General features: G+C 65.1%; 18 protein-coding genes and 1 pseudogene. 14 read left to right on the forward strand and 5 right to left on the reverse strand.

Features of this window, described 5'->3' with window-relative positions; genetic code table 11:
• Both ACH488_RS20740 and gnd read left to right on the forward strand, forming a co-directional pair.
• A partial coding sequence (locus ACH488_RS20740) for a DUF5134 domain-containing protein (protein ID WP_397326467.1) occupies positions 1–565 on the forward strand: 565 nt, incomplete at its 5' end.
• A gap of 73 nt (positions 566–638) precedes the next feature.
• Positions 639–1,526: pseudogene (gene gnd / locus ACH488_RS20745) on the forward strand (phosphogluconate dehydrogenase (NAD(+)-dependent, decarboxylating)); the annotation flags it as partial.
• Positions 1,527–1,625: 99 nt separating this feature from the next.
• On the opposite strand, the gene ACH488_RS20750 reads toward gnd, so the two are convergent.
• Positions 1,626–2,900, reverse strand: a complete 1,275-nt coding sequence (locus ACH488_RS20750; RefSeq protein ID WP_397326468.1) for a LuxR C-terminal-related transcriptional regulator — start codon at positions 2,898–2,900, stop codon at positions 1,626–1,628.
• Between the two features lie 200 nt (positions 2,901–3,100).
• Here ACH488_RS20750 and tkt point away from each other — a divergent pair, with 200 nt between their 5' ends.
• From tkt to ACH488_RS20805, 11 genes are all read left to right on the forward strand, one after another.
• Positions 3,101–5,263 (forward strand): transketolase, encoded by a 2,163-nt coding sequence (tkt, locus tag ACH488_RS20755; RefSeq protein ID WP_397326469.1) that lies wholly within the window; start codon positions 3,101–3,103, stop codon positions 5,261–5,263.
• A 93-nt stretch (positions 5,264–5,356) separates the two neighbouring features.
• On the forward strand, positions 5,357–6,478 hold the full coding sequence (tal, locus tag ACH488_RS20760; protein ID WP_397326470.1) for a transaldolase: 1,122 nt from the start codon (positions 5,357–5,359) through the stop codon (positions 6,476–6,478).
• A gap of 121 nt (positions 6,479–6,599) precedes the next feature.
• Positions 6,600–7,307, forward strand: coding sequence for a ribulose-phosphate 3-epimerase (rpe, locus tag ACH488_RS20765; RefSeq protein ID WP_397326471.1), 708 nt, complete (start codon positions 6,600–6,602; stop codon positions 7,305–7,307).
• 8 nt (positions 7,308–7,315) lie between these two features.
• On the forward strand, positions 7,316–7,789 hold the full coding sequence (locus tag ACH488_RS20770) for a ribose-5-phosphate isomerase (protein ID WP_397326473.1): 474 nt from the start codon (positions 7,316–7,318) through the stop codon (positions 7,787–7,789).
• Positions 7,790–7,822: 33 nt separating this feature from the next.
• Positions 7,823–8,845, forward strand: coding sequence for a class II fructose-bisphosphate aldolase (gene fbaA / locus ACH488_RS20775; protein ID WP_397326474.1), 1,023 nt, complete (start codon positions 7,823–7,825; stop codon positions 8,843–8,845).
• A 112-nt stretch (positions 8,846–8,957) separates the two neighbouring features.
• Positions 8,958–9,557 carry a hypothetical protein gene (locus ACH488_RS20780; RefSeq protein ID WP_397326476.1) on the forward strand — a complete coding sequence of 200 codons (600 nt, stop codon included), beginning with the start codon at positions 8,958–8,960 and terminating at the stop codon, positions 9,555–9,557.
• Between the two features lie 100 nt (positions 9,558–9,657).
• Positions 9,658–10,389, forward strand: coding sequence for a YcnI family protein (locus ACH488_RS20785; RefSeq protein ID WP_397326477.1), 732 nt, complete (start codon positions 9,658–9,660; stop codon positions 10,387–10,389).
• A 322-nt stretch (positions 10,390–10,711) separates the two neighbouring features.
• A complete protein-coding gene (locus tag ACH488_RS20790; protein ID WP_397326478.1) occupies positions 10,712–12,175 on the forward strand; it encodes a PepSY-associated TM helix domain-containing protein in 1,464 nt (487 codons plus the stop codon).
• A 106-nt stretch (positions 12,176–12,281) separates the two neighbouring features.
• The gene (locus tag ACH488_RS20795; RefSeq protein WP_387439283.1) at positions 12,282–12,644 is read left to right on the forward strand and encodes a cupin domain-containing protein; all 363 of its coding nucleotides are present in this window, start codon (positions 12,282–12,284) and stop codon (positions 12,642–12,644) included.
• A gap of 253 nt (positions 12,645–12,897) precedes the next feature.
• Positions 12,898–13,425, forward strand: coding sequence for an RNA polymerase sigma factor (locus ACH488_RS20800; protein ID WP_397326479.1), 528 nt, complete (start codon positions 12,898–12,900; stop codon positions 13,423–13,425).
• Positions 13,422–14,114, forward strand: coding sequence for a hypothetical protein (locus ACH488_RS20805; protein ID WP_397326480.1), 693 nt, complete (start codon positions 13,422–13,424; stop codon positions 14,112–14,114). The genes ACH488_RS20800 and ACH488_RS20805 overlap by 4 nt, the downstream gene beginning before the upstream one ends.
• Positions 14,115–14,246: 132 nt before the next feature.
• On the opposite strand, the gene treS is transcribed toward ACH488_RS20805, so the two are convergent.
• Positions 14,247–16,580 carry a maltose alpha-D-glucosyltransferase gene (gene treS / locus ACH488_RS20810; RefSeq protein ID WP_397326482.1) on the reverse strand — a complete coding sequence of 778 codons (2,334 nt, stop codon included), beginning with the start codon at positions 16,578–16,580 and terminating at the stop codon, positions 14,247–14,249.
• Positions 16,581–16,914: 334 nt separating this feature from the next.
• On the opposite strand from treS, the gene ACH488_RS20815 reads away from it, so the two are divergent.
• A complete protein-coding gene (locus tag ACH488_RS20815) occupies positions 16,915–18,228 on the forward strand; it encodes an LssY C-terminal domain-containing protein (protein ID WP_397326483.1) in 1,314 nt (437 codons plus the stop codon).
• 644 nt (positions 18,229–18,872) lie between these two features.
• Here the strand turns inward: ACH488_RS20815 and ACH488_RS20820 are convergent.
• Genes ACH488_RS20820 through ACH488_RS20830 form a run of 3 tightly spaced genes read right to left on the reverse strand, consistent with a single transcriptional unit; the run spans position 18,873 to position 21,101 of the window.
• Entirely contained in the window at positions 18,873–19,277 is a 405-nt protein-coding gene (locus tag ACH488_RS20820) for a RidA family protein (RefSeq protein ID WP_397326484.1), read from the reverse strand.
• Complete coding sequence (locus ACH488_RS20825) at positions 19,274–20,080, reverse strand: IclR family transcriptional regulator (RefSeq protein ID WP_397326485.1); 807 nt, start codon at positions 20,078–20,080, stop codon at positions 19,274–19,276. Before ACH488_RS20825 ends, ACH488_RS20820 begins: the two co-directional genes overlap by 4 nt.
• Positions 20,040–21,101: a sugar kinase gene (locus ACH488_RS20830; protein WP_397326487.1), complete on the reverse strand. Its 1,062-nt coding sequence runs from the start codon at positions 21,099–21,101 to the stop codon at positions 20,040–20,042. Before ACH488_RS20830 ends, ACH488_RS20825 begins: the two co-directional genes overlap by 41 nt.
• Positions 21,102–21,292: the final 191 nt, after the last annotated feature.

The raw sequence follows: 21,292 nt of genomic DNA on the forward strand, positions 1-21,292 counted from the left end.
CAGTTGGGCCGACCGGACCAACCAGGGCCTGCACGCCCTCATGCACCTGCTCATGGCAGCCATGCTCTGGAACGCCGCCCCCGCAACCACCCTCGCCCAAATCCTCATCCTGGCCGCCGCCGCGCTCTGGTTCACCATTCAAGCCGTCGCCCGCCCCCACTACCGCACCTTCTGCTCAGGCACCACCGGCCGGCTCAAATGCACCTACCACGCCGCCACCATGGCAGCAGCAGCCATCATGATCGCCATGATGACCAACCACACCACCACCAACACCCAGGCAACAACGGGCAGCACCCCCGCAACAGCAGCACACACCCACCACGCCACCACCACAGGAACCGGCACCGGCACCGCATCGATCTTCCACAACACCACCGCCCTGGCCACCCTCCTCACCATCGCCTTCGCCGCAGCAGCCACCACCTTCCTCATCCTCCTCCTACGCCACCGCACCCAAACCACCCAAACCACCCACCACCCCACAAACACCCGCACCGAACACGGCCTCGAAGCCGCCGGCGCCACCACCATGGCCCTCATGTTCGCCACCATGACCACTTAAACCACCACCACACAAACCACCGGCCAGCACCACGCCGGCCCAATCGCCACCCCAAACGCACGAGAAGAGCCGCACCATGCACATCGGACTAATAGGTCTTGGAAAAATGGGTTTCAACATGCGGGAACGCCTCCGCAAAGGCGGCGTGACGGTCACGGGCTTCGACCCGAACCCCGACGTCACCGATGTGCAATCACTGGACGAGCTGCTGCAAACGGTGCCTGCACCGCGGATCATCTGGGTGATGGTCCCGGCCGGCGCCGCCACGGAGGCCGTCATCGGTGAACTGGGTGAAGAGCTCAGCCCCGGAGATTTGGTGATCGACGGCGGCAACTCGAGGTTCACGGAAGACCAGAAACACAGCGAACTGCTCTCCGCACGCGGCATACGCTTCGCGGACTGTGGTGTTTCCGGCGGTGTGTGGGGCCTGGAGAACGGGTATGGCCTCATGGTGGGGGGAGACACTGAGGACGTTCAGCGCGCAATGCCCGTCTTCGATGCCCTGCGGCCGGAAGGCGAACGTGCGGACAGTTTTGTCCACGTGGGCGGGGTGGGGGCGGGCCATTACTCCAAGATGGTTCACAACGGGATCGAGTACGGCCTCATGCAGGCATACGCCGAGGGATACCAGTTGCTGGAGGCCAAGGACATCATCACTGACTTGCCCGGGACCTTCCGCGCCTGGCAAAAGGGAACGGTGGTGCGTTCCTGGCTGCTGGACCTGATGGTCAAGGCGCTGGACGAGGATCCCGGCCTGCGCACTATCGGTGACTATGTGGAGGACTCCGGGGAAGGCCGGTGGACCGTTGAGGAAGCGATCGCCAACGCTGTCCCCACCCCGGTCATTACCGCGGCCCTGTTTGCCCGTTTCGCTTCGCGCGAGGACAGCTCTCCTGCCATGAAAATGGTCTCCGCCCTGCGGCACCAGTTTGGGGGTCACGCGACCCGACCGGCCGCATAGCTACCTACTCTTTAGTATAGTTTTTCGCCCTGAGGCCCAAAACAGAAGAAGCGGGACGACCGACGTCGTCCCGCTTCTTCCCGTGCCCGGATCCGGGTCTTAGGACTGCCGCATGCCGTGGCTGTGGGCCAGCGCGATCGCCTCGGTGCGCGATCCGACGTCGAGCTTCTTGAAAAGGTTCCGCACGTGAAACTTGACCGTGTTCTCGCTGATGCCCATGGACGACGCGATGGTGCGGTTGCGGTGGCCGGAAGCGAGGTGCTGGAGCACTTCAAGTTCGCGGGCCGCGAGGTTCCAGCCGGTCACGTCGCCGGCCGGGCGGGCCGGGAGGTCCAGGGGCAGGGAGACGAAAACGTCGGCACCCCAGCCCGCCATGACGTCCATCCGGAGCTGTCCGGTGAGCGCCTGGACCCGCCGGTCAAGGCGGCTGATGTTCGGATCCTCGGTGGTCAGGGCACCGCCGCCGTCGTCGCGGACGTTGATCAGCAGGTTCTCGCCGTCGCAGTCCCAGTGCGTGCGGATGCGGCTGACCTCGGGCTGTTCCATCATGGCCAAAACCAGGCCGCGGACAATGGCGCGCGCGGCATGCGCCACCTCGCCGGGCAGGTCCCTGCCGTTGAGCGGCGGTTCGATGAACTGGACCTCGATGCCGCTGAAACCCGTCAGCGGACGAAGGTCATCGCGCAGGCGCTCGAAGGCCTTGGCCACCGGTTCCTTCACCAATTCCGTGGTGCGGTCGCTGTGCGTACGCAGGCCAACCAGGGCTTTGGCGGCGAGATCCGTGACCGTGGTGCGGGCGGTGGCGTGGTCCATGGAAGAGGACCGCAGCGCGGCCAGGAGCGTTTCCAGCGTGGTGGAGTGCAGGTCCGTCAGTTCGGCGGTGACGCGCAGGCGCTCGGCTGACGCCGCCCGCGATTCGATGAGGTACGACGGCGGTGCATCCGCGACTTTTTCCTGGATGCGCCGGGCCGTGATGTTCCACAGGTACGTCAGCATTTCCAGCCCGGCGTCGCTGTCCGGGTCCACCAAGCGGGGATCCGTGAGCACCAGGAGGGCGTTGCTGGGGGCGTGCTTGAGGGCCAACGCCTGCCGGGGCTTGCCGGCCAGTTCGGCTTCGCCGCGCCAGGGCCCGTCGTCGGGCAGCTCTGCGCGGAGGTTATCCAGCTCTTCGATGGAGACGCGGGAGATGATCTCTTCCGCGCCCGCCTTCTTCTGCGGCCGGCCGGTACAGTCCTCCGTGAAGATGACCAGCGCAGTGCTGCCGACGGAGGGGAGCGTTGCTTCGCGGAGCCGCTCGGCGATTTGGGACAGGGGGGCATCGGCCAAGGCTGCCACGGAATGCAACAGCGGCCATGGGGGGTTCGACAGGGTCATGGCTAATTCCTTGTTGTGCTCTCTGGCTGCTGTGCTCCGGTGCGCAACTGCCCGGGCAAAAAATCCGCCCTGTCCGAAAGTATAGTCAAAAACTGTCAGAAAACAGTGTTTTACCTACCCCTTTGTTTCGGAAGGATGGAAACCAACCAAAGCATGCATTCGGCCATGGCGGCCGAACCACACATCAAAGGGGATCAATCGTGAATCCAACAGCAAGCGCGGTTCTTACATTCAGCGACGCAGATCCTGAAACCGCAACCCTCGACTGGACCGCTGAGGACCAGCGCGCCGTTGACACCGCCCGTGTGTTGGCTGCCGACGCCGTGGAGAAGGTGGGCAACGGACACCCTGGTACGGCCATGAGCCTGGCTCCGGCGGCGTACCTGCTGTTCCAGAAGCTGATGCGCCACGATCCGCGTGATGCCGACTGGATCGGCCGCGACCGTTTCATCCTCTCCCCGGGCCACTCCTCCCTGACCTTGTACATCCAGCTCTTCCTTTCCGGTTACGGCCTGGAACTGAAGGACCTCGAGGCCCTCCGCACTTGGGACTCCCTGACCCCGGGCCACCCGGAGTACAAGCACACCAAGGGCGTGGAAATCACCACCGGCCCGCTGGGCCAGGGCCTGGCGTCCTCGGTTGGGTTCGCTTACTCCCAGCGCCGCCAGCGCGGCCTGTTCGACGCCGATGCTCCCGCCGGCGAATCGCCGTTCGACCACACCATCTGGGTCATCGCTTCCGACGGCGACATCCAGGAAGGTGTTACCTCCGAGGCTTCCTCCCTCGCCGGCCACCAGGAACTGGGCAACCTCGTTGTTGTCTACGATGAGAACCACATCTCGATCGAAGATGACACGGACATTGCGTTCACCGAAGACGTCCTGAAGCGTTACGAATCCTACGGCTGGCACACCCAGCGCGTGGACTGGACGCGCACGGGTGAGTACGTGGAAGACGTCCAGGAGCTCTACACCGCGCTGCTCAAGGCCAAGGCCGAGACCACCCGCCCGTCCATCATTTCGCTGCGCACCATCATCGGCTACCCGGCCCCGAAGAAGCAGAACACCGGCAAGATCCACGGCTCCGCGCTGGGCGGCGAGGAAGTCGCAGCACTCAAGGAAGTCCTGGGCTTCAACCCGGAGAAGTCCTTCGAAGTGGACCAGGCCATCCTGGCCCACGCCCGCAAGGTGGTGGACCGCGGCGCGGCTGCCCGCGAGCAGTGGGACGCTTCCTTCAACGCCTGGCAGTCCGCGAACCCCGAGGGCGCAGCACTGCTGGAGCGCATCGAGTCCAAGCAGCTCCCTGCAGGAATCGACGAGCTCTTGCCCGTGTTCGAAGCCGGCAAAGATGTCTCCACCCGCGCCGCTTCCGGCAAGGTCCTGAACGCCATTGGCCCGGCACTGCCCGAGCTGTGGGGCGGTTCCTGCGACCTGGCCGAGTCCAACAACACCACCATCGAGGGCTCGCCGTCCTTCATCCCGGCCTCCCGCTCCACGGACGCCTGGAAGGGTAACCCCTACGGACGCGTGCTGCACTTCGGTATCCGCGAGCACGCCGCTGCCTCGATCGTGAACGGCATCTCCCTGCACGGACGGACCCGCGCCTTCTCCGGGACGTTCCTGATCTTCAGTGACTACCAGAAGCCGGCCATCCGCCTGGGCGCACTGATGGGCGTCCCGTCCATCTACGTGTGGTCGCACGACTCCATTGGCCTGGGCGAAGACGGCCCGACCCACCAGCCCGTGGAGCAGCTCGCCACCCTGCGCGCCATCCCGGGCCTGGACGTTGTCCGCCCGGCCGACGCCAACGAGGTGGGCATCGCCTGGAAGACCATCCTGGAGAACCACCAGAACCCGGCAGGCATTGTCCTGACCCGCCAGAACGTCCCGGTCTTCGCCCGTGGCACCGGCGAGGCAAGCGGCGACACCTTCGCATCGCCGGCTGGTGTTGCCAAGGGTGGCTACGTGCTGGCCGAGGCTTCCAAGGGCGGCAAGACCGTTGACGCGCAGGTCATCCTGATCGCTACCGGTTCGGAAGTCAGCCTGGCCGTCGAAGCCCGCCAGGCCCTCCAGTCCGAGGGCATCGCCACCCGCGTTGTGTCCATGCCTTCCGTTGAGTGGTTCAAGAAGCAGGACGAGGCCTACCGCGAATCCGTCCTCCCGTCCTCGGTCAAGGCCCGCGTTTCCGTTGAGGCCGGCCTGTCCCTGGGCTGGCGCGAGTTTGTTGGCGACGCCGGCCGCTCCATCAGCCTCGAGCACTTCGGCGCTTCGGCCGACTACAAGCGACTCTTTACCGAGTTCGGCATCACCGCCGAAGCCGTCACCGCGGCCGCCATGGACTCCCTGGCCGCCGTCGGAAACTAACCCCTGAACCGCAGGTGCGACCGGCGGCGCGGGACGAAGCGCATACGTCCCGTGCCGCCGTCGTAACTGCCACCCGTTTGGAAGGAAGAACTTATGACCAGCGCAACTCCCACCGCACAGCTTTCCGAAGCCGGTCTTTCCATCTGGCTCGACGACCTTTCCCGCAACCGCCTCGAGACGGGCAGCCTGCGGAAGCTCATCGAGGAGAAGAACGTGGTTGGCGTGACCACCAACCCGTCCATCTTCCAGGCCGCGATCACCTCGGGCTCCGACTATGACGACGCCATCGCCGAACAGGCTGCCGCCGGTTCCAGCGTGGAAGAGACCATCTTCGAGCTCACCACCACGGACGTCGCAGCCGCTTGTGACCTGTTCGCCCCGATTGCCGCCGCCACCAACGGTGTTGACGGCCGGGTGTCCATCGAAGTCGACCCGCGCCTGGCCTGGGACACCGCAGGCACCATCGCGGAGGCGAAGGAACTGTACAAGAAGGTCAACAAAGAAAACGTCCTGATCAAGATTCCTGCCACCCTTGAAGGACTCGAGGCCATCACCGCGGTCCTGGCTGAGGGCATCAGCGTCAACGTGACCCTGATCTTCTCCCTGGACCGCTACCGCGCAGTGATCAATGCGTTCCAGGCAGGCATCAAGCAGGCCAAGGACAACGGCCACGACCTCTCCACGATCCACTCCGTTGCCTCGTTCTTCGTTTCCCGCGTGGACACCGAGATCGACAAGCGCCTCGACGCCATCGGAACCGATGCAGCCAAGGCCCTCAAGGGCCAGGCCGGTGTTGCCAACGCACGCCTTGCCTACCAGGTCTTCGAGGAGCTGTTCTCCACCGAGCGCTGGAACGTCCTGGCCCAGGCCGGCGCCCGTGCCCAGCGTCCATTGTGGGCTTCCACCGGTGTGAAAGACCCGGCGTACCCGGACACTCTCTACGTGACCGAACTGGTTGCCGCCGGCGTGGTGAACACGATGCCGGAGAAGACCCTGGATGCCACCTTCGACCACGGCGTGGCCAAGGGTGACACCCTCACGGGCACCTACCAGGAAGCCGCGAAGGTCCTCGACGCCCTCGAGAACATCGGTGTTTCCTACGACGACGTCGTTGCCCTCCTTGAGTCCGAAGGACTCGAGAAGTTCGTGGCCAGCTGGAAGGAACTGCTGGCCGACGTCGAAGGCGCACTTGCCGCCGCCCGCAAGGCCGCCTGACCCTCGCAAGCCCTCCTCCCCGGGCGCCCCTGCATCTGGCGCCCCGCGTGGAGACCCCCTGTTCCGGGGGTCTCCACGCCCTTTACTTCCCGCTCTGACCGTTCCCGAAAGGCAGGACATCATGTCCACCTCCCCACTGACGTGCTGCATCAACCCGAGCATCCTCTCGGCCGACTTCGTCAACCTCGAAGCCGAGCTGGCCCGTATCAGCAACGCCGACGCCGTGCACGTGGATGTCATGGACAACCACTTCGTGCCGAACCTGACCATTGGCCTGCCGGTTGTGGAACGGATTCAGAAAGTCAGCCCCGTGCCGCTGGACGCCCACTTGATGATCGCCGACGCCGACCGTTGGGCTCCGCTGTACGCCGACGCCGGCCTGGACTCGGTGACATTCCACGTGGAAGCTGCCATGGCCCCCATCAAGCTGGCCCGCGAACTCCGCGCACGTGGCTCCAAAGCAGGCATGGCCCTGCGCCCGGCGACGCCCGTGGAGCCGTACCTGGACATGCTGCCCGAGCTGGACATGCTGCTCCTGATGACCGTGGAACCCGGCTTTGGTGGCCAGGCGTTCCTTGACGTTGTCCTTCCCAAGATCCGCCGCGCCCGCGAAGCCGTGGACGGATCCGGCGTGAACGTTGCCATCCAGGTGGACGGCGGCATCACCGAGGAAACCATCATCCGCGCCGCCGAGGCCGGTGCCAACATCTTCGTGGCCGGCTCGGCCGTCTACGGCAAGCCGTCGCCCGCGGACGCGATCGATTCGCTGCGCACCAACGGGCAGCTCGCCTTTGCGCCGACGTCCACCCCCGAACTCCAGAAAGCCTAAGGACCACCATGCGCGTTCACATCGCAACCGACCATGCCGGGCTTGAACTCAGCTCGCACCTCATCACCGCGCTCACGAAGAGCGGCTACGAAATGGTGGACCACGGGCCTGCCTCTTACGATCCGGAGGACGATTACCCCTCCTTCTGCATTAACGCCGCGACCGCCGTCGTGAATGACCAGGCCGCAGGCGTGGACGCCTTGGGAATCGTCCTTGGCGGTTCCGGCAACGGCGAGCAGATCGCCGCGAACAAGGTCAAGGGCGTGCGCGCAGCGCTGGCCTGGAACCTGGACACGGCCGTGCTGGCGCGCCAGCACAACGATGCCAACGTGGTTGCTGTTGGCGGACGCCAGCACTCTGTGGAGGAAGCCACGGAGCTGATCAAGGCGTTCCTTGCGGAGCCGTTCACCAATGCCGAACGCCACGAACGCCGGATCGGCAAGATTGCCACCTACGAGACCACCGGCGTCGTAGCCAACTAACCCGCTTAGCCCAAGCCCAGCCTAGGAGCCACCTTGCCCATTGCAACCCCAGAGATTTACTCGGAGATGATCGACCGCGCGAAGACGTCAGGGTTCGCCTACCCTGCGGTCAACGTGACGTCGTCGCAGACCTTGAATGCTGCGATCCGCGGTTTCGCCGAGGCCGAATCCGACGGCATCATCCAGGTTTCCACCGGTGGTGCGGCGTACTGGTCCGGTGCGTCGGTGAAGGACATGGTGGCGGGCTCGTTGGGCTTCGCGGCGTTCGCCCGCGAGGTTGCCAAGAACTACAACGTCAACATCGCCCTGCACACGGACCACTGCCCGCAGGACAAGCTTGAGGGCTTTGTCCTCCCGCTGCTGGCCGCATCCGAGGAAGCCGTCAAGGCCGGCAAGGACCCCATCTTCAACTCCCACATGTGGGACGGCTCGCACGAGACCCTGGAAGACAACCTGCGCATCGGCCGCGAACTGCTGCAGCGTGCGGCTGCCGCCAAGATCATCCTCGAAGTCGAAATCGGCACCGTGGGTGGCGAGGAAGACGGCGTGGAGAACGAGATCAACGAGAAGCTCTACACCACCACTGAAGATGCCTTGGCAACCATTGAGGCCCTGGGCGCCGGCGAGAACGGCCGTTACCTGACCGCTCTGACCTTCGGCAACGTGCACGGCGTGTACAAGCCGGGCAACGTCCAGCTCCGCCCGGAACTGCTCCAGCAGATCCAGGCCGAGGTGGGCGCGAAGATCGGCAAGGACAAGCCGTTCGACCTGGTGTTCCACGGCGGATCCGGTTCCTCCGAGCAGGAGATCGCCGAGGCCGTGTCCCATGGCGTGATCAAGATGAACATCGACACAGACGTGCAGTACGCGTTCACCCGCCCGGTGGCCGGCCATATGATCGCCAACTACGACGGTGTGCTGAAGGTCGACGGCGGTTTGGGCAACAAGAAGACCTACGATCCCCGCGTCTGGGGTGCTTCGGCTGAAGCCGGCATGGCAGCACGAATCGTCGAGGCCGCCCAGCAACTCGGATCGGCGGGAAAGACCTTCGCGTAACTTTTGCAGCAAACGGAGCTACCCCCGCGTACGCCCGTAAAATTGTGATCCATTGGACTGCGGTTTTTGGTCAGCCGAAACGTCGTCCCTGAGCAACCGGAAAGGAGCACCGATGGCTAGTCGTGCTTCTTTCCGGTTGTTGCGTACCGGGATGATTTCTTCGCTCATCATCGGCCTGGCGTCCGGGGGACACCTCGTCGGCGGGGGAGCCCTTCCCGAGCCTGCGATTCTCCTGGGTTTGTGTGCCTTGACGGTGTTGCCGGTATCCATTCTCACCACGTTCCGGCTGTCTCTCCCTGTTTTGTTGGCCCTCCTTGGCGGCGGGCAGGCATGGTTGCACTGGGCCTTCCACTCGCTCTCTGCGGTAAGCTCCGGCGGGCCCGTGGCTGGCGGCCACGCACACCACGCCTCCGGAATGGCCGTTGACGCCCTTGGTGCCTCCGGTGCGGTTCAAGGCTCTACCGACTGGAACATGTTTGCCGCCCACGCGGTGGCCACCGTGGTGACAGCCGTGGTGCTGGCCCGTGGCGAGCAGGCGCTCTGGGCGTTGTCGGCGTGGCTCCGGCCCCTGATCACGCTCCTTGAGCCTTTCGTGATTGTCCCCGCACGGGTCCCCGGACCTGTCGCGGCACCGATCGTCCTCCCGCGGCACCAGTTGGTCCGCCGCATGCCCGCACGGCGGGGTCCACCGGCGATGATGCCCGCCGTCTGAGACCCTCGCACGTTCAGTTCGCAGGACACAGGCGGCACAGTTACCGGCCCGGCCAATCCGGGACCCGGACTCCCACCTTTTCTGTGAAAGGCATCCAGCCATGAAGACCTCCATTCGCCGTACCCTCAAGTCCGTTTCCGTTGCTGCCCTCGCCGCAGGGATGCTTGCCGCCGGCGCCGCCACGGCCTCCGCGCACGTCCACGTGGACCCGGAAAGCACCACAGCGGGCGGCTACACCCACCTGACGTTCAGCGTCCCCAACGAATCCGCCACGGCCAAGACCAACAAGCTCGAAGTTGCGCTGCCCACGGACACTCCGTTCAACTCCGTCTCCGTGAAGCCCGTGGAGGGCTGGACCGCCCAGGTGGTCACTGCCGACCTGCCCAAGCCCGTCACGGTCAACGGCGCAACGGTCACCAAGGCTCCGGGTTCCGTGGTGTGGACCGCCGACGACGCCCACCAGATCGGCCAGAACGAGTACCAGACGTTCTCCATCTCCGTTGGTGTGCTGCCCGACGCCGGCACCACCATCACGTTGCCCGCCAAGCAGAGCTACACGGACGGCACGGTTGTTGCCTGGGACGAGAAGACGGTTGAAGGACAGGACGAGCCGAAACACCCGGCGCCCTCCTTCGTGACCACGGCCAAGACCGCCGGTTCGGATGACCACCACGCCGCGGCTACCGCTTCTGCGACGCCGGCCCCGGCTTCCGCGACGACGCCCGCCTCTGATGGAGGTTCGACGGCGGGATGGTTCGGTCTTGCTGCGGGATTGGTGGGACTTGCCGCGGGCGTGACTGCCCTGGCCCGTACCCGCCCCGCGAAGCGCTAACCCGCTAGCCCTCTACCCGAGCACCCTCCACTCCACCCCGCGCCGCGCGCCCACCCAACCCCCGCGCCCCCACCCAACTGAGTCGCAGTTAAGCGCGTTTTGAACCCTCAAAACGCGCACAAATGCGACCCAGTTGGGTAAACCACGCGCCCGAGTCGCGCCGCGCCGCCGTCGTGCTTTCAAGTGCGGCTGCCACGCGCTTTTGCAGCACCCTCGGCGCCGCTGGCTCGCTTCCGGATTCCGGGTGCTTGCCGCGCGCCCGAGTCGAACCGTCGCCGCCGTCGTGCGTTGACGCGCCACCATCTTCCTTAAGGAAAATCCCATGACTCTTCTCGCCAAGCCCCCAGTCGGGGCCTCCAACACACCATCCCCACATCCTGAGCACACGCCGCCCCACAGCGGTTGGTTCCGGGCCTTCCTGCTCCGGCTCCATTTCTACGCCGGGATCCTCGCCGGGCCGTTCCTCTTGGTTGCGGCGCTGAGCGGCGGTCTGTACGCCATGGCACCGCAATTGGAGCCGGTCCTTTATGCCAAGGAGTTGCGCGTCCCGGCCGTTGCGAACCCGCTGCCGCTGTCCACCCAGGTCAAAGCGGCCATGGACTTGGCCGGCGGCGCGGTTCCCGTCACCGTGCGCCCGGCGCCGGGGCCGGAAGACACCACCCGGGTGTTGTTTGCTGACCCGACCTTGGCAGAATCGACGTACCGGACCGTCTTCGTTGACCCCGGTACAGCCGAAATCCGCGGCGACCTGCCTACCTACGGCAGCAGCGGTTCGATGCCCATCCGGACGTGGATCTCCAACCTTCACCGTTCGTTGAACCTGGGCGAGCCCGGGCGGATCTACAGTGAGCTCGCGGCGTCGTGGCTGTGGGTGATTGCCCTGGGCGGACTGCTGCTGTGGATCGAGCGCATCCGCCGCAAACGCCAGGGTGCACCGCGAAAGCGGACCGGCCGAGCCCGTACCGTGTGGCTGCACGGCACCACGGGAACCGTGATGCTCCTGGCCTTCCTGTTCCTCTCGGCCACTGGCCTGACGTGGTCCGCGAACGCAGGGGCCAACGTAGGTACGCTGCGGACAGCCCTCGACTGGACCACCCCGAGCCTCAAGATGTCGCTGACAGGGGAAGAAACGACGGCGGGCGGTGACCACTCGGGCCACGGAACCGCTGGCGCTGGTGGCAGTACGGGTGCGGTCCAGCAAACCTTCAATCCAGCCTTATTTGATTCCGTGACCAGTGCCGCCCGCGCAGACATCGTGAAGGCACCGATGGTCGACATCAAGCCCTCCACCAAGCCGGGAACGGCGTGGTCGGTGACTGAGGCGGGGAGGGAGTGGCCGGCGTCGGCCAGTGCCGTGGCCGTCGATCCGTCCACCGGGCAGGTCACCAACCGCCTGGACTTCAACGACTTCAATCTCGCCGCGAAGCTCACCCGTTGGGGGATCGCAGCGCATATGGGGCTGTTGTTCGGGCTCGCGAACCAGTTGCTGCTTTTGGCTGTGTCACTGGGCTTGGCGGCCATGGTGGTGTGGGGCTACGTGATGTGGTGGAGGCGGCGTCCCACCCGCGGCGGCTCTTTGGCAGTGGGCCGGGCTGCTCCCCGTGGTGCGTTCCTGCGGGGGCATTGGGTGGGCGTCCTTGCCGCTATCACGGTGATGGTGGCCGTGGGATTCTTCCTGCCCTTGCTGGGCTGGAGCTTGCTGGTGTTCGTTGTTGTGGATGCCGTGGTGGGCGAACTCCGACGCCGGGAGAGGCCTGCCCGAAGGGATAGCATAAAACAGTCCTGATTGAGGGTTTTAGCTTCGATGGATACCGCGCAGGATGGATAGCAACCCGCGGAATCCATCCACCAGCAGCCGCACAGAAGCGGTGCCAGCAGAAAGGCAGAGCCACATGGCCACTACATTCCAGCCCAAGGAACTCTTCGAGACGGACCTCGAGAAGTCCCTACTTGGCCAGCCGTTCGCCGAGGTCCTGGGCGACGACATCGCGGTGCGCATGGCAGTCCCCTTCGCCAGCGACGATTCCCGCATCCTCTCCGGCGTGTGGGAAGCAGCCCCGGGGCTGTCCCGCTGGGAGTTCCTGGAGCGCGGCGAAGTAATCCACGTCCTTGAAGGCCGCATGGTTGTCACCGAAGACGGCAAGGAGCCCGTCACCGTCGAGGCCGGCAATGCAGCCTTCTTCCCCATTGGTTGGCAGGGCACGTGGGACATCAAGGAGCGCATCCGTAAGTTCTTCGTGATCTTCAACTCCTGATCACCTCTTCATCGCAGCACACCCTCACAACGCGAACGACGGCGGGAGCCTCCCGCCGTCGTTCGCTGTGCTTGGGTGGTCATCGCGTGGGCGTGCCGCCACCACCCACTTTGGCTTCCACCCGGGCCGACACCCCGTTAAATCACGGCATGCCGCCGGGGTTGGCGGCCAAAGTAGGTGGGGACGGTACGGGGATCGCCCAAACTTCCGCAAAGTTGGTTACATTCTTCTGACTGCCGGACATTAACCGGCTATGAGCGTGAAGACGGATCAAGGAGATCGTGTGGAGTCGGCCAGGGAGAAGCATTTCCTGGCAGCACACGCGGCCTGCCACGACAAGGTCTATAAGTATTTCCGCCGCCGGACAAAGGGGGCGTCCACAGCCGAGGATCTCTGCGCGGAGGTGTTCAGGATCGCGTGGGAGAAGACCCGCCAGGACCAGGAACTTCCCGTGCTGGTGGTGTTCGGCATCGCCAGGAACGTCCTCCGCAACCACTACCGTTCGGACCTGCGTTCCCGAAACCTGACACAGCACTTGGAGCTGCAGCGAACGCACGTGCTGGGCTCCGACGATGAGGGGGTCCGGGAAGCGCTTGACCGCCTCAAACCGGACGAGCGCGAGGTGCTTCTCCTGACGTACTGGGACGGATTCACCTCCGCCGAAGTCGCAGAGCTGCTCCAGCTGACCGCGACGGCGGTCCGGATGCGGCTGCACCGGGCCCGGAAAGAACTCAGCCGGCTGCTTCAGGCCGACCATGCCGCAGAGGAAGTCAACGAATGAGCGCCAAGCAAGCCCTCGAGCGACTGGCCGCAGCAGATCCTGCCTTTGACGTGACCGAAGACGAGTTGGCCCGGAGCAGGGAGAAGAGCCTCGCTGTGAGGTTCTCCGACGCGGAGCAACTCACCGTGACGGGTTCCGTTGAAGACTTCCGGAAGCAGCCGACTAACAGGCGGTTCCGGCTGGCGGCGGGGGTGGGCCTGGTGGCGGCAACGGCGGCCGTGGTTGCCGGCGTTGCTGTGTCCGGGGTGTTTGCGCCACAACCAGAGGAGGCTGCGCCGGTGGCCACCCAGCCGGTTGCAACGTCGTCGCCCGACTCCAACGAGCTTCCGCCCCTGCCGGAACTCACCGGCCGGATGCCAACGTTCGACCATCACATAGTTACGGGCAGCAATGGCACCAAGGCCGCCGTCGCCAACGACCCGCCAGCAGACCTCCACATGCAAGCCCTGAACAGCGGGACGCTTGGCTTGAACAGCGCCGGGTGCCTGGTCAGCGAAGGCAACGAGGGCGCCCTCATCTTCCCCCAAGGGACACAAATTACTGATACGGGCGTGGTCTTTCCCAACGGCACCGAGTTGAAGATTGGCGACGCGTTCGCATTCGGAGGCGGGGGTGGGGACGTCGATCCGGGGCCCTGCGCTCCCAGCGGATGGGCCTTCCTCGTCCAGAACTGGGACCCGGTCCGGTAAGCGCCCGCCCTCTTCGGCGGCCTCAGGGTTCACCAACAACAGTGCCCGACGTCGGCACTCACCCGGGTGCCGACGTCGGGCGCGTCCCCAACTCAGTGGCAGGTGACGGCTCAAAACGGCATCAACTGCGACTCAGTTGGCTGACCCCGCGGCCGGTTCCTCCTCTACGGGTTCCGGCTCCCGCAGCACCAAAGCCGTGCCCTGGTGCGGACCGAGCTCGAGGAAGAAGCTGTGCAGGTCGTCCACTTGGCCCACGTCCGTGCTGCTGAAGAGGTCGTGGACAGTGGCCCCCGGAACCAGGTGCGGGGATTGGATGCTGCCGGCGATGTCCTGGTCCGAGAAGTTCAGCACCGTGACTTCCAGGTTCCCGTCACCGAGCTGGTTGACCAGCACCAGGAGGGCGCGGTTGGACACGTCCGGCACGTCCAGGAGCGTGCTGGTGGCGATGCCGGAGGTCTCGCGGACGCGAAGGATTTCCTGCAGCCGGCGCGCGTAGGAATCGGGGTCCTTGAGTTGCTCCGGCAAGGAACCGTAAAGGCTGCGTGCCCGGGGCATGCCTGCCGCGGACCTCACAGCGTCCGGACGGGTGCCCATGAGGTCGTGTGCGCCACGGTTGATCCAGCGGGTATCGCCCTGCGCGGTCAGTTCGCCCACCACGTCGCGGGGAAGGGCGATGATGCCGGTGAGGTCCCATCCGGAGAGGGCGAAAACGCCGGGCTGCAGCGCGTTGTACATGGACAGGAGCACGTGGACATCGCGGATTTGGGCCTCTTGTTCGGGTGTAACAGAGTCCGGATCCTGAATGCCGATCGCGGCCATGATGAAGCTCGCGGTGGTGCAGGCGATGCCGTTGGTGGTGAACAGCGCGTTGTAGGGGCCGCTCTCGCCGGTCAGGCGCTCGCGGAGAGTCTGCTGGACCTTCTCCGCAACCTCGGCGCCGGTCAGCTCCTCGCCCCCGAGCTCGAACACGTCATCACGGTGGCCCGCGGCGAAGTGCAGGAGCTCGTAGGTGAGCTCGTCGTGGTTTTGCAGGGCGTGGACCAAGGACGCCTGGTCCACGCCGATTTCCATGGCCAGGCGAAGGGTCAGCCGGAGGAACTCGGTATCGCCCGTGACCAGGGAGTAGTGGTACGCGGGGCGGGTGATGAAGTCGTAGGAAAGGTCCGCGCCGGCCTCGGACTGGGCCTTGATGTCATCGATGGTGAGGTTGAGCTCCTGGAAGGAGAACCCACCCACCTTGCGGATCATGGACCCGATCAGTTGGTTCGCGGCCTCGGACAGCGGGTGGCCTTCGGACCAGCCGGGCTGTTCTTCCGCGCTCTTCTCCACGCCCAGGAAACCGTTGGCATCCAGGCGAAGGGCACCCGTGCCCAGGTCCAGCAGCGAGTGCAGGGCATCGCCGACCACCAGGCGCATGCCGGCGAAGGTTGGATCCAGCCAGTTGATGGACGGTTGCCCGGCCTTGAAGTAATGCAGGTACACCCAGCGGCGAACCTGGCCCGTGGTGTCGGCGACGGGTCGGGTGGCGCTCCAGTTGGTTTCCTTGACGCCGGGTTCGTAGAAGATCACGCGCTGCAGCCGGCCAATGATGTACCCGGCCTGCTGAAGTGCTTGTTCGGCTTCGGGGCTGATATTCACCGAGTCCTTGCCCTCGGGAACGTCCGGAAGCAGGTGCCAGTCCTCCTCGGGAATATCCACCATGTGATAGATCCCGGGGTAGTCGCGGAAGTTCATCTCGGCCAGCCGGAAGTCGGCGCCCTTGCCCGTGTGCCCGGGGACAATGTCGTCGATCACCGTGCCATCGTGCTCGGCGGCGATCTCGCACATCTGGCGGAACTCCTCTTCCGTGCCGAACGCGGAGTCGATTGCCATGCTGATCCGGTCAAAGTGCCCGTCGACACTCGGGGTCTGGGACCAGCCGCTGATGCCGCCGGCCAGTTTCACGGGGCCTGTGTGGAGGCCGCGGATGCCGATCTCGCGGAAGGCCTTCCACAGTTCCGGGTCTCCCAAGGCGGCCAGGAACGACTGGTTCTCGCGGGTGATGAAAGACAGTGGATAGGCCGTGAACCACACTGGTGCCTTCTCAACGGCTGCCCTCGGGTTGGGCCGGGCATAGGCGTTCTGCCACATGCTCGCCTGGCCGGACAGTTGCCGCGCCATGGTGTTCGCGTCCCCCAGCATGGACTGGTTCCGGAGCCAGTCCACGTACGTTTTGTTGAGGCCGTCAAACTCCAATGAGGGCCGGGCTGCAAAGAATTGACGACGGCGGGCGATCGGCCTGAGTGCCTTGGGGCGGGCGGGGTAGAACTGCTCGTCGAAGGTGATCTCGGCGGCCTGGGTCTCTTCAGTTGCTTCCTCGGCCGCTGATTCGGCCGATGGATCCGGTGCCTGTACAGGTTCCACGGGCGTCTCCGCCGGTCCCTCGCTGGTTTCCGACACACTCTCGCTGACTACAGGCTCCCGCACAGCTTTCTCCTTTACGTGGCCGCCGCGTCAACGGCGACCGTCCGAGGGGTCGTTCAAGAGGTCACGTACCCGGTATGGCCGGGCGTCTTCATGCTAAGCATCCTTGGCAGCTCTTTGTCGACCTTGGGGAGAAGTGAGTCTTCACGGAAGCAGACGCAGCCATGTAGCCAGCCGTTGATGGTGCGGGCGCGAACTCGAACCCTGGACGGGTTATCCACATAGCGATCCTCGCGCCAGCTGAGACCGCGCCCACTCGATTGGCTGCTGCAGTGATCGCCATGTACAACCCTCGCCGCAACCGCGAAGCTTAAGGAACGCAACCGGGGGAGCTCTCATGTATAAGGCGCCGAGCAAGGAGGCCACAGACACGTGGCTGGACCGCGGGTTCTTCGTCCTCGGCGGTATCGGGGCGGTGTGGCTCGCTTTCCTCCTGGTGGGCGAAAGCTTCCAACTCGGCTGGGGCCAGCTCTGGTCCTGGCTCGTCTTCTGGGCGTTCCTGGCCTACCTGCTCCTGCCACGCCTGCACCGGATCCTGACCACCATCTACGTGCCCGGCTATTTCATTGGCCGTGCCCGAACCAGTGATGGCCTGCTGGGGGATCCCGTGAACGTGGCGCTGCTCGGTACGGAACGCCAGGTCCACGCCATCATGCGCCGCGCGGGCTGGACCATCGCGGACGACGTCACGTTCGCCAGCAGCCGCCGGATCATCAGTTCCACCATCCTGCGGCAGAGCTATGAGCAAGCGCCGGTCAGCCCCCTGTATCTCTTCGACCGGCAACAGGACTTCGCGTACCAGCAGGAAGTGGACAACAACCCGGGCAAACGGCATCACGTCCGCTTTTGGCGATGCCCCGACGGCTGGATGCTGCCGGGCGGGCACAAGGTGGACTGGTTGGCTGCCGGAACCTATGACCGCAGCGTGGGATTCTCCCTCTTCACGCTCCAGATCACGCACAAGATCGAGCAGAACACCGACGTGGAACGCGATCACATTGTCCGGACCGTCTCAGAGGGCGAACCCTCCGTCCGCGTTCACGTCATCAAGGACTTCTCCACGGGCTACCACTCGCGCAATGGCGGCGGCGATTCCATTTCTACGGACGGCGACCTGCCCGTCGTCGACGCCCGCCCTGTCTCCATCCCCGAAAGCGACGTGCCCAGGCAGACTGACAGCCGCGACCGCCGTCCGGCACCCACCACCATGGGCGCTGTCCTGGTGGTGGTCAGGGCACTGGCGGCACTCGCGCTCGCCGTCACCCTTTTTACTTCGTCCGACGTTTTCGCCGATCTCACCCTTGGTGACGCCCCGGCCGACCCGGAAACCACGACGGCGGCAGTCACCATCGTGGGGATAGTTGTGTTGGTGTTCGGGCTGGGGGAGGTGTTCCTCGCGTGGCGGATCTTCCTGGGGAGTAATGGGGCACGGGTGATCGCCATGGGTTTGAGCTCGGTCTCCATCCTGGTCCAGGCGATCGACGCTTCCACGGGGACCACCAGCATCACCCTCGAGGCCGGACTTGCGGGCCTGGCCACAGACATCCTGGTGCTGCTGGCCTTGTCCAGCCAGCGTGCGCGGATCTTTGCGAAGCGCCAGCGGGTGCCCGCCGTCCCAGCTCTTCCCATGAAAACATCGCAGCCCCGCTAGGGCGTGTCATCTTTAGGAGACACGCCCTAGCCTCCGCTCCGCGTTTGGGTGTACCGCCACCACTGACTTTGACGCCGTGTGCACGCGAGTTCGCGGGAAAAATGCGGCGTGTTGGTCGGGTTGGCTTTCGAAGTGGGTCGTGGCGGCGCACGGCCCTCAGCCAACCGCCCCTTGAACCCCCGACGGCGGCACCCAAGTCGAGTGCCGCCGTCGGCCGGGCCTCCACCACCGACATTGACGCCGTGTGCACGCGAGTTCGTGGGAAGGTGCGGTGTGTTGGCCGGGCTGGCGTTCAATGTGGGTCGTGGCGGCTCACCGCCCTCAGCCAGCCACCCATTGAACCCCCGACGGCGGCACCCAAGTCGAGTGCCGCCGTCGCGTGGGCCTTCACCACCGACTCTGAAGTCGGGTGCCGCCGTCGGCCGGGCCTCCACCACCGACATTGACGCCGTGTGCACGCGAGATCGTGGAAGGTGCGGTGTGTTGGCCGGGCTGGCGTTCAATGTGGGTCGTGGCGGCTCACCGCCCTCAGCCAGCCACCCATTGAACCCCCGACGGGGGCACCCAAGTCGAGTGCCGCCGTCGGCCGCCTTTTCGGCAGGTGAGAGAGGATCCTGCGGAAGGGGGTGTTCGGTGAGAGAGGGTCAGGCGGTGACGGCGAGGGCGTCGATTTCCACCAGCATGACCTCGTGTGGGAGGTCGACGAACACCGTGGTGCGGCTCGGGAGCAGGCCGCTGGGGACGTTTTCGCGGATGAACTCGCCGTAGACCTCGTTCATGGCGGCGAAGTCGTCGCGGGTGGTGAGGTACACGCGGAACATGATGACGTCTTCAACGGAGGATCCGCCGGCTTCGAGGATGGCCTTGACGTTCTCCAGGGTGCGTCGGGTCTGCACGCGGACGTCGCCGTCGCCGATGTACTGGTTGGTGGCGGGGTCCATGGGGCCCTGGCCGGAGACCTGGAACATGCCGCCCTTCTTGATTCCCTGGGAGAACACGTGTGCCGGGGCGGGGGCGTTTTCGGTGAGTACTACGGTCTTTTCACTCATGCTGAGTTCCTTTCGTGGCTGATCCAGCCGAGGTCGTTGGAGATGGCCTCGGTGCTGGCTTTGAGGTCGGGCAGCAGCTCAAGCAATCCTTCATAGCTGAGCATTACTACCGGTACCGAACAAGAGGCTGCGGCAACCACGGCACCGCTGGCGTCGCGGATGGGGGCCGCGATGCAGTGCACGAAGGCCTCGTGCTCGGCGTTGTCGTGGGCCCAGCCTTGTTCCTTGACCAGTTCCAGCTCCGCCAGGAGGGCGGAGGGGGAGGTCAGGGTGTTTTCGGTGACTTTGACGTAATCCAACCCCGCGGCGATCTTTTCCTGCCGGCTGCGCGGCATGTCCGCGAGGAGGACCTTGGACACAGCGGCCGAGTGCAGCGATGCAGTGAGGCCGATGCGCGAGTACATGCGGACGGGGTGGTGCGATTCGAACTTGTCGATGTACACCACCTCGTTCCCTTCGAACGCCGCGAGGTGCACGGTGTGCCCCGTGCGGCCATTCAAATCCGCCAGGTGGGGGTGGGCCACCTTGCGGATGTCCCGCTGCTCCAGGGCAAGGGACGAGAGTTCAAAGAGCTTTGAGCCGAGCATGAACTTCTGGTCGTCGTCGCGGACCACCAGGCGTTTCTCCTCGAGGGCGTGCAGGAGCCGCATCACCGTGGTTTTGTGCACGGAGGCCTTGGACGAGAGCTCGTCCAGTGTTGCTGGTTTCGCGGCGAGTTCGCCAAGCAGGTCGATCGCCCGCATCAGGCTCTGGCTCAAAGTGTCACGCTCCGGTTCTGGTGTTGAATTGTCCCTCTTCAACATGGATAGCAGCCCAGTCCTGACCCGAAGAATCGAGGATTGCCGAGAGCTGCTCCGCGGGCGGCAAGGGCCCGCGGTCACCGTGCACGGTCAGGGTGCAGGCGGCGGCTACGTGGCCGCGACGGAGGCTTTCCTTTTGGCCGAGCCCGTAGAGAAGGCCGCTGAGGTAACCGGCTGCGAACGAGTCACCGGCGCCAACAGGCTCGACGACGGACACGGACAGCGCGGGCACTTCCTCGCGGGTGCCACTGCGGTCGAGCGAGATGGCGCTAATGGCCTCGTTTTTGATGACGAGCACCTTCGGGTCCGGCAGGAGGCGGCGGAGTGCGGCTTCGTCATTGGTGCCGAAGGCCGGTTCGGCTTCGTCTTTCCCAACAAGCACGACGTCGGCCAGGTTCGCCAGCCGCTGCAGGACGCCGCGGTCTTGTCCAGCCCAAAGGGGAGCCCGCCAGTTGACGTCGAAGCTGATGGTCTTGCCGTTGCGAGGTGCCGTCAGCAGGGCCTCCAGCAGCGACAAGCATTCCGGGGAGAGTGCCGCCGTGATGCCGCTCAGGTGGATGAGCGAGGCGTTTTCCAGCAGCGAGGCCACGGCGGAGTTCTCCAGGAAGGATCGTCCCATGGCCGAGGCTGCGGAACCTTGCCGGTAGTACAGGACTGAGCTGCCGCCGTCGGGGTCTGACTCCTGGGCGGGGACCTTCACGTACACGCCGGTGGGCCGTGCGGAGTCGACTTCGACGCCCGTGACGCCTACCCCGTGGTCCCGAAGTTCGTTGAGGATTCGCGTGCCGAAGCCGTCGTGGCCCACCCGGCTCACCCAGTGCGTGTCCAGGCCCATGGCTGCGAAGCCCATGGCGACGTTGGACTCCGCGCCACCGATTCCGCAGTGGAGGTCCGTGGCCAAGTGCAGGGGGACCGCCTGGGCAGGGGTCAGCATGGCCATGGTCTCGCCAATACAAACAGCAGACAGCATGTAACTCCCGTACCCGATCAGTGCGTTTTCCGCGTTGTTTTCGCCGCGGGACACGTCGATCCGCGGGGGTTTGAGGGCCCCTGCGGATCGATGCCGCGGCCTTGACTCTCAATCCGCCACCATGTTAGACATATCACCAGCAGCTTTGCAACCAGCGTTGCAAAATACGCAACGCAAGCGAAATCGCAGCAGCAGCGAACACATAACCCCGCCGCCCCAAAGACGCAGCACCGCGAAGGGAATCA

This window comes from Paenarthrobacter sp. NPDC018779, from assembly GCF_044391085.1.
Classification (GTDB): domain Bacteria; phylum Actinomycetota; class Actinomycetes; order Actinomycetales; family Micrococcaceae; genus Arthrobacter.

Coding starts and splice junctions, on each gene's coding strand:
- rpe (WP_397326471.1), top strand. CDS start 6,600: ATGTCCACCTCCCCACTGACGTGCTGCATCAACCCGAGCATCCTCTCG.
- ACH488_RS20800 (WP_397326479.1), top strand. CDS start 12,898: ATGAGCGTGAAGACGGATCAAGGAGATCGTGTGGAGTCGGCCAGGGAG.
- tal (WP_397326470.1), top strand. CDS start 5,357: ATGACCAGCGCAACTCCCACCGCACAGCTTTCCGAAGCCGGTCTTTCC.
- ACH488_RS20770 (WP_397326473.1), top strand. CDS start 7,316: ATGCGCGTTCACATCGCAACCGACCATGCCGGGCTTGAACTCAGCTCG.
- ACH488_RS20805 (WP_397326480.1), top strand. CDS start 13,422: ATGAGCGCCAAGCAAGCCCTCGAGCGACTGGCCGCAGCAGATCCTGCC.
- ACH488_RS20790 (WP_397326478.1), top strand. CDS start 10,712: ATGACTCTTCTCGCCAAGCCCCCAGTCGGGGCCTCCAACACACCATCC.
- ACH488_RS20750 (WP_397326468.1), bottom strand. CDS start 2,900: ATGACCCTGTCGAACCCCCCATGGCCGCTGTTGCATTCCGTGGCAGCC.
- ACH488_RS20825 (WP_397326485.1), bottom strand. CDS start 20,080: ATGTTGAAGAGGGACAATTCAACACCAGAACCGGAGCGTGACACTTTG.
- ACH488_RS20815 (WP_397326483.1), top strand. CDS start 16,915: ATGTATAAGGCGCCGAGCAAGGAGGCCACAGACACGTGGCTGGACCGC.
- ACH488_RS20795 (WP_387439283.1), top strand. CDS start 12,282: ATGGCCACTACATTCCAGCCCAAGGAACTCTTCGAGACGGACCTCGAG.
- ACH488_RS20780 (WP_397326476.1), top strand. CDS start 8,958: ATGGCTAGTCGTGCTTCTTTCCGGTTGTTGCGTACCGGGATGATTTCT.
- ACH488_RS20785 (WP_397326477.1), top strand. CDS start 9,658: ATGAAGACCTCCATTCGCCGTACCCTCAAGTCCGTTTCCGTTGCTGCC.
- ACH488_RS20820 (WP_397326484.1), bottom strand. CDS start 19,277: ATGAGTGAAAAGACCGTAGTACTCACCGAAAACGCCCCCGCCCCGGCA.